The organism is Roseibium sp. RKSG952, from assembly GCF_009711355.1.
In genome coordinates, this window is record NZ_SMMF01000963.1 from 433181 (window position 1) to 441187 (window position 8007).

Annotated in this window: 7 protein-coding genes; 6 read left to right on the forward strand and 1 reads right to left on the reverse strand. The window is 60.3% G+C overall.

The window, feature by feature from the left end; genetic code table 11:
- Nucleotides 1-2 precede the first annotated feature (2 nt).
- From cobN to cobJ, 5 genes are read left to right on the forward strand one after another with little or no spacing between them, the layout of a single operon-like run.
- Nucleotides 3-3296 carry a cobaltochelatase subunit CobN gene (cobN, locus tag E1297_RS48290; RefSeq protein ID WP_155151669.1) on the forward strand — a complete coding sequence of 1098 codons (3294 nt, stop codon included), beginning with the start codon at nucleotides 3-5 and terminating at the stop codon, nucleotides 3294-3296.
- Nucleotides 3293-4432, forward strand: a complete 1140-nt coding sequence (locus E1297_RS48295) for a cobalamin biosynthesis protein CobG (protein WP_155151670.1) — start codon at nucleotides 3293-3295, stop codon at nucleotides 4430-4432. Before cobN ends, E1297_RS48295 begins: the two co-directional genes overlap by 4 nt.
- Nucleotides 4432-5061: a precorrin-8X methylmutase gene (locus tag E1297_RS48300; RefSeq protein WP_155151673.1), complete on the forward strand. Its 630-nt coding sequence runs from the start codon at nucleotides 4432-4434 to the stop codon at nucleotides 5059-5061. Before E1297_RS48295 ends, E1297_RS48300 begins: the two co-directional genes overlap by 1 nt.
- A gap of 2 nt (nucleotides 5062-5063) precedes the next feature.
- Nucleotides 5064-5786, forward strand: a complete 723-nt coding sequence (locus E1297_RS48305; RefSeq protein WP_368669882.1) for a precorrin-2 C(20)-methyltransferase — start codon at nucleotides 5064-5066, stop codon at nucleotides 5784-5786.
- Nucleotides 5783-6535, forward strand: a complete 753-nt coding sequence (gene cobJ, locus E1297_RS48310; protein ID WP_155151679.1) for a precorrin-3B C(17)-methyltransferase — start codon at nucleotides 5783-5785, stop codon at nucleotides 6533-6535. Before E1297_RS48305 ends, cobJ begins: the two co-directional genes overlap by 4 nt.
- Here the strand turns inward: cobJ and E1297_RS48315 are convergent.
- Entirely contained in the window at nucleotides 6508-7257 is a 750-nt protein-coding gene (locus E1297_RS48315) for a cobalt-precorrin-6A reductase (RefSeq protein WP_155151682.1), read from the reverse strand. The genes cobJ and E1297_RS48315 overlap by 28 nt on opposite strands.
- Here E1297_RS48315 and cbiE point away from each other — a divergent pair.
- A partial coding sequence (cbiE, locus tag E1297_RS48320; RefSeq protein ID WP_155151953.1) for a precorrin-6y C5,15-methyltransferase (decarboxylating) subunit CbiE occupies nucleotides 7256-8007 on the forward strand: 752 nt, incomplete at its 3' end. The genes E1297_RS48315 and cbiE overlap by 2 nt on opposite strands.

Genomic DNA, 8007 nt, shown 5'->3' on the forward strand with positions numbered 1-8007 from the left:
CCATGCACGTCGTCTTCCGCGAAAGCCACGGGTTAGAAGAAACCGAGACCCCAACCGATCTGGGCCAGAGCCCGGCGGATCTGGTGGTGCTGTCCTTCTCAGACAGCGACCTTGGCGCTTTCGCGGCAGGCTGGCATCGCGGTGGCGGGGCCGAAGGGCGTATGCCGTCGATGCGGCTGGCCAATCTGACTGCGTTGAAGCACCCTCTGTCCGTCGACACCTATGTCGAACAGACACTTGAGGGGGCCAAGGGTATTCTGATCCGCCTGATCGGTGGTGTGCCCTACTGGTCCTACGGTCTGCAGCAGGTTTTGGCTTTGGCACAGACCAAAGGTATCGCGCTGGCGGTTCTGCCTGCCGACGGGCGCGAGGATACGCGGCTGGATGACTATTCCACCCTGCCCGTCTCAACCCTGAGACGGCTCGCCCATCTGTGTGACACCGGCGGAGAGGTCGCCGCGCAAGCTGCATTGGCGCAGATGGCGCTGGCGGCGGGGCTGTATGCGGGACCGGTGATGGGAGCCAAGACCCTGCCCGAATGCGGCGCATGGTGCCCGGATCGCGGCGTGATCCCGGTGGAGAAGGCATTTACAGGCGATGCGAAGCGTATCCTTGTCAGCTTCTACCGGGCTTACCTGACTTCTGCTGATACCGCTCCGGTCGCGGCTTTGATCCGCAGCCTGCGCGACCGTGGATACCAAGCCGTTGGTCTGTTCGCCCCATCTTTGAAAGCCCCCGCGGCAGCCGACTGGCTGCGCAAACAGGTCGTTGCCCTGAACCCATCTGCGATCATCAACGCCACCTCATTCTCGGGCAAAGGCGCGTCGGGGACATCCCCCTTGGACGCTGCTAATGTGCCAGTGTTTCAGGTTGCTCTGGCGACCTCGCGCCGCAAAGCATGGGCTGAGGCGGAACGCGGTCTTTCGCCTGCCGACCTCGCCATGCACGTGGTATTGCCCGAAGTGGATGGGCGTATCTCGGCCGGTATTGCCTCTTTCAAAGAGCCCGGCAAACGCGACCCCCACCTTGAGTATTCCCGCTTTGCCCACCGGGCCGAACCTGAACGGATCGAAGCAATCATCGACCGTGTGACCGGTTGGCTGAACCTGCACGACAAACCCAAAACGGATCAGGTGCCCGCTCTGGTGCTGTCCACATATCCCGGTAAGGACTGGCAGATGGCCCATGCGGTGGGCCTTGATGCACTGGCCTCGGCCGAGGCGATGCTGGCCGATCTGCAGGGTGAAGGCTATGACACTGCACCCGCAGAGCCGATTGCCGAAACTCTGCTGGGCGCCCGCATTTCGTGGCCGCTGCAGGATTACCTCACCGCACTTGCCCAGTTGCCAGAGCAATTACGTTCAGATCTGAAAACCGTCTGGGGCAACCCTGAAGATGACCCAGTATACACCGATGGCGCGTTTCACTTCACTGCCGTGCGCCGGGGCAAAGCGCTGGTCGCGCTTCAACCCGAACGCGGCACGCCTGAATTGCGCGATGACGATTACCATGACCTGTCGCGCACCCCGCGCCAAAGCTACGTCGCGTTCTATCTGTGGCTGCGCAAAAGCCTTGGTGCCGATGCGCTGATCCATATCGGCGCACATGGCACGCTGGAATGGCTGCCGGGCAAATCGGTGGCCCTTTCCGACGAGTGCTGGCCAGAAGTTCTGATCCGCGATCTTCCGGTGATCTATCCCTTCATCGTCAATGACCCCGGCGAGGCCGCGCAGGCCAAGCGCCGGATCGGGGCGGTCACGCTGGGCCATATCCCACCACCGATGAAGGAAAGTGGCACGCCGGATCGGATGGTTCGGCTTGAATCGCTGCTGGATGAGTTCTCGAACGCAGACGGGCTTGACCCTAAACGCCGAGACCGCTTGCAGGAAGATATCCGCGACGAAGCTCAGGCCATTGGGTTGGAAAGCGACCTTGGTCTGGATCAAGCTACCTGCACTGCCGAGGCAATCACCCGCATCGACCGTTTTGTCTGCGACATCAAGGAAAGCCAATTTGGCGACGGGCTGCATATCTTTGGCCGCGTACCAGAGGTGACGGGCAATTTCAACCCTGCCCCTTCGGCCCATGCCGAACGCAGTGCCCTGATCGATGCACTGGCCGGGAAACGAATCGAGGCCGGGCCGTCGGGCTCACCCTATCGCGGACGCTCGGATGTGCTGCCCACTGGGCGGAACCTATACACAACTGACCCGCGTTCGGTTCCGACCCGTGCCGCATACACCCAAGGCGTGAAACTGGCCGAGGAACTGGTGCGCCGGCATCTGCAGGAAGAAGGCGATTATCCCAAGGGGTTGATCGTCGACCTGTGGGGTTCTGCCACCATGCGGACTGCTGGCGAAGAATTCGCCATGGCCCTGCACCTGCTGGGCGTGAAACCGGTCTGGGACAAGGGATCCGAGCGGGTTTCCGGCATCGAGGTGCTGCCGATTACCGATCTCAGCCGCCCGCGTTTGGATGTCACTCTACGTGTGTCGGGCCTGTTCCGTGACGTGTTCCCAACGCTCTCGGCGCTTTATGGTCAGGCCGTTCGTGCCTTGTGCGAACGTGACGAAGCACACGACTGGAACCCCTATGCCGGGAAGGAGCCTGCGGCACGGGTCTATGGTCCTGCACCGGGCAGCTATGGCCTGAACATGACGCATCTGTCCGAAACTTACACTGATGAGGCGCGCGAACAGGCCGGGCAGGCCTGGCTGGACGCCAGTTCATTCGCGCTGGAAGGCGAGCATATCGCACAGGACAAGGACGGAATTACCCAGCGGGTCGCCAACGCTGACAGTTTCGTCCACCTGCAGGACCTGACTGAAACCGATCTTCTGTTGGCCAATGACTATGCCACCCATGAGGCCGGGTTTGCGGCTGCCAAGCAGATCACCGGTGGCACCGCGCAGCTGTATCATCTGGACAATACCAACCCGGAAAATCCACGTGCGCGCACTCTGCCCGAGGAAATCAGCCGTGTGGTCCATGCCCGTGCAGCAAATCCCGCCTGGATCGGAGGCATGCAAAGGCACGGGTTCCGTGGTGCTGCCGAGATTGCGGCCACTCTGGATCACATGGCCTCGTTCGCACATCTGTCGGGAACGGTCGCGCCGCATCTGTTCGACCTGTACCACGACGCTACTCTTGGCGACGCAGAGGTTGATGCCTTCCTGCAAGAGGCCAATCCTCAGGCGCATCAAGCTATGCAAGATCGGTTCCGTGCGCTGCTGGAGGCCGGGCTATGGAATACACGCCGGAACTCAATCCGCGCTGATCTGGAGGGGCTGGGATGAGCGCCCGCTCCTCAAAACCTGTAGTCCAGGGTTGGTGCCCCGGCGCACACCGACCGATGATGTCAGGTGACGGGCTGGTGGTGCGGGTGCGTCCCCGGCTGGCGCGGCTTAGTGCAGCTCAGACGCTGGGGCTTTGTGAATTGTCAGAGCGGTTCGGCAACGGCACCATCGACCTGACTAACCGCGCCAACCTGCAACTTCGGGGCGTCGCCGAGGCGGATCATCGATCACTGTTGGCCAAGCTGACAGCGCTGGACCTGCTGGATGCTGAGCCGGGAATTGAAGTGCGGCGCAACATTCTGGTCTCGCCGCTCTATCAAGCCGATGATCTGACCGCTCGATTGGCACACGAATTGATAGAAAGGCTAGGAGAACTCCCCGCCCTGCCCGCAAAGTTCGGCTTTGCCATCGATACAGTGCCCAAGCGACAGCTGGCCGGAGATTCGGCTGATATTCGACTGGAGCTTGGAGAGGCCGGATTGATCCTGCGCGCTGACGGTTGCGAAACGGGCCGTTCCGTGACCGAGGGTGAGGCAATAGACCGATTGATCGACCTCGCTGTGTGGTTCTCAGCGCATTTCACTCCCGAAACCCGCCGCATGGCACGCCTGATCTCATCCCGGCAGCTGCCGACTCAGTGGCTTGGTGATCATCCTTGCGCAATTGGTGAGCCGTTAGAGCCAGGCACATATCTACTTGGCCCCGTCTATGGCGCGCCGTTCGGCCAGTTGCCTGCGAAACAGCTGTCTGATCTGATCGGCAAATCTGGTGCGGTAGCCATGCGCGTTACACCTTGGCGTATGTTCCTGCTGGAAGATGGGGCGGCGATATCTGCACCCGACTTCGTTACAGACGGCACTGACCCGCTGATGACTACCGACGCCTGCCCCGGCGCGCCACTCTGCCCACAGGCGGAAGTTGAGACCAGGGGCATCGCACGCGAGCTGGCGCAGCGCGTCAGTGGCAGCCTGCATGTCTCGGGCTGCACGAAAGGATGTGCCCGTATGGGATCTGCGGATATCACACTGGTTGGTAGCGCAGGACGATTTGATCTTGTCAAACAGGGCCGCGCGGGGGATGAGCCCATCCAGCGCGGGCTAACCCCCGAAACACTTATGACCATGGACCTGACCTGATGCCCTATGAATACGAAACCGATGGCGCGGCGATCTACAAAGAGAGCTTTGCCACCATCCGGTCCGAAGCCGATCTGGCCCGGTTTGACGCCGACGAGGAGCAGGTTGCCGTTCGCATGATCCACGCGGCCGGCATGGTCGGGTTGGAAGAATTCGTGCATTTTTCTCCTGACTTCGTCTCGACTGCCCGCACCGCGCTGGAAAACGGTGCGCCGATCCTGTGCGACGCCCGTATGGTCAGCGAAGGCGTGACACGGTTCCGACTGCCCGCCGACAACGAAGTTGTCTGCACTCTGCATGATGAACGTGTGCGTCCGCTGGCTGCTGAGATGAACAACACCCGCTCGGCTGCCGCGCTGGAGCTTTGGCGTCCAAAACTGGAAGGTGCGCTGGTCGCGATCGGCAACGCGCCAACCGCGTTGTTTCATCTTCTGAACATGCTTGAAGACCCTGACTGCCCTCGCCCGGCGGCCATCATCGGTTGTCCGGTGGGATTTGTCGGCGCAGTAGAATCCAAAGACGCCCTGTGGGAAGCACAACCTGTTCCCTCGTGCATCGTCAAAGGCCGGTTGGGAGGCAGCGCCATCACCGTTGCAGCAGTCAACGCCATCGCGAGCCGCGCCGAATGAGCGTGGGCAAGATATACGGCGTGGGTCTCGGCCCCGGCGATCCGGACCTGATGAGTGTCCGAGCCGATCGACTGTTGCGAAATGCTAAACATGTGGCGTTCTTTCGCAAACCGGGCCGCAGCGGTCAGGCACGCAATATCGTAAACGGGATGATCCCCGGTGATGCGAATGAATTTCCTATGGAATATCCGGTCACGACCGAGATCCCTCTGTCTGATCCTCGCTATAATGAACTGCTTGCCGAGTTTTACGAAGCGTGCACTGCGCATCTGAAAGCTCTGTCTGATCAGGGTGAAGATGTCGTTGTTCTGTGCGAAGGCGACCCATTCTTCTACGGCTCGTTCATGCATCTTTATTCCCGTCTGCGCGAACAAGCTCCGGTCGAGGTCGTTCCTGCAATCACCGGCATGTCGGGTGCATGGACTGCAACCGGAGATCCAATCACCTGGGGCGATGATGTTCTGACCGTTCTGGTTGGCACGCTGCCCGAGGAAGAGCTGACCAGACGTATGGCGCAGACAGACGCGCTGGTGGTGATGAAGATCGGCCGTAATATCGACAAGGTGAAACGGTCATTGCAGGCCTCTGGTTTGTACGACCGTGCCTGGATCGTTGAGTATGCCCAGATGCCAAACCAAAGGGTTTGCAAGCTTTCGGAGAATTGCGAAGGGCTTACGCCCTATTTCTCGATCATCATCGTACATGGGCAGGGACGACGGCCATGAGCGGATGGGTCAAGATTGCAGGCCTTGGTCCGGGTGACGAAGCACTTGTGACGCCAGAGGTTACTGCGGCGCTCGCCGACGCTACGGATGTGGTTGGTTATATTCCATACGTTGCACGTGTGGCAGAACGCGAAGGACTAACCCTGCACGCAAGTGACAACCGGGTCGAGATTGACCGGTCTCAGCACGCTTTGCAAATGGCTGCGGAAGGTAAGCGCGTCGTCGTGGTCTCCTCGGGGGATCCGGGTGTTTTTGCGATGGCAGCGGCGGTATTCGAAGCGCTGGAGAATGGTCCGGACGAATGGCGCAACATCCAAGTTGATGTCCTTCCCGGCATTACCGCAATGCTTGCAGCCTCAGCCCGGGCCGGTGCTCCGATGGGTCATGATTTCTGCGCGATCAATCTGAGTGACAACCTCAAACCGTGGTCACTGATCGAAAAGCGTCTGCGCCTTGCAGCGCAGGCCGATTTCTCGATGGCGTTCTACAACCCGCGCTCGAAGTCCCGCCCAGAGGGTTTTGTAAAGACACTGGAAATCCTGCGTGAAGAATGCGAACCGGAACGCCTGATCCTGTTTGCGCGCGCCGTCTCTCGTGCCGATGAGGCAATCCGTATCTCGACATTGGCCGACGCAACACCTGACATGGCTGACATGCAGACCGTAGTGATTGTCGGTTCCTCCCGCACCCGTGTCATCGAAAGGGATGGCACCCCGATCGTCTACACCCCGAGGTTCACCCCGGAATGAGACAACCAGTCCAGAACCTGTGCGACACTCGACAATTCCGTCCGCTGCGGCAGGGCGGGACGGTCGATCATAAGCACCGGCACGCCCAGCGCTCGCGCGGCATCCAGCTTGGCGCGCGCACCGGTGCCGCCTGCGTTCTTGGACACAACCAGCTCAGTTCCGTGCCGCTTCATCAGCGCAAGATCATCGTCCAGCGAAAATGGTCCACGCGATACCACGACCTCGCAATTCGGCAGCGGCAATTCATTCGGTTCATCAACCAACCGCAGCAGGTAATGATGCTGAGGTTGGGCGGCAAAGTCCTCAAGGTGCATGCGACCAACAGCCAAAAACACGCGTTTGTCAGCTCCGTTCAGTGCAGCGACTGCAGCATCGATACTGGCAACGCGCTGCCATTGGTCCCCCTCCTGCTCAACCCAGGCTGCACGCGTCAGGGCGGCCAGGCTCACACCAGCGTCACTGCAGGCCCTATAGGCGTTGTGGCTCATCTGGGCTGCAAAGGGATGCGTCGCGTCAACGACATGGCTGATCCCATGATCACGTATATAGCGCGCCAGCCCCTCGGCACCGCCAAATCCACCGACGCGGACCGGCAGGGGTTGCGGACGCGGATTGTCTACCCTGCCCGCATAAGAATAGGTTGCTGTGATACCTTTTTCAGCCACCGCCTTGGACAATGCATTGGCCTCGGTGGTGCCACCAAGGATCAGGAGGTGGGACATGACTGATACTCCCTGGCTGACCGTTCTGGGGTTGGGTGAAGATGGACTGGATGGCCTGTCGCCCGCAAGCCGTCAAGTGCTGGAACGCGCCGAAGTCATCATGGGCCCACCCCGGCATCTATCATTGATCCCTGAATCAAATGCTGAGCGCATCGAATGGCCGGTTCCGTTTTCTGACGGCCTGCCATTACTGAGCAAACAGAAGGGGCGCAGGACGGTCGTTTTGGCATCGGGCGATCCGTTTTGGTTCGGTGCAGGCTCAGTCATTGCGCGCCACTTCGAGCCGGGAGAATGGACGGCACTTCCTGGTCAATCGACCTTTTCACTGGCAGCCGCACGGCTTGGCTGGCCTTTGGAAGGCACGCTGACATTTGGATTGCATGCCGCCCCTCTGACCCGTTTACGACCCCATCTGGCCCCCGGTCTGCGTGCGATTATTTTGCTTCGCAACGGGGCTGCTGTTGCCGAGCTTGCGACATATCTGAACGAAACCGGATTTGCCGATACTTCGCTTCACGTAATGGAAGCGCTTGGCGGGCCGCGCGAGCGCTCTCAGAGCATTTCGCTGACCGAAGCTCTGCTCGGATCGTTTGAACATCCCGTCTGCGTTGGCCTTGAAGTTGCAGGCACCGGCCGTGCATTCCCGAAGGCTTCGGGAAAGCCGGATGATATCTTCGAAACCGACGGTCAGATCACCAAACGTCCAATACGCGCCCTGACCCTTTCGGCTTTGGCTCCACAACGGGGCGA

Bases quoted from the DNA above. Each gene is read 5' to 3' on its own strand.
- cobN (WP_155151669.1), top strand. From the start codon at position 3: ATGCACGTCGTCTTCCGCGAAAGCCACGGGTTAGAAGAAACCGAGACC.
- E1297_RS48295 (WP_155151670.1), top strand. From the start codon at position 3,293: ATGAGCGCCCGCTCCTCAAAACCTGTAGTCCAGGGTTGGTGCCCCGGC.
- E1297_RS48300 (WP_155151673.1), top strand. From the start codon at position 4,432: ATGCCCTATGAATACGAAACCGATGGCGCGGCGATCTACAAAGAGAGC.
- cobJ (WP_155151679.1), top strand. From the start codon at position 5,783: ATGAGCGGATGGGTCAAGATTGCAGGCCTTGGTCCGGGTGACGAAGCA.
- E1297_RS48315 (WP_155151682.1), bottom strand. From the start codon at position 7,257: ATGTCCCACCTCCTGATCCTTGGTGGCACCACCGAGGCCAATGCATTG.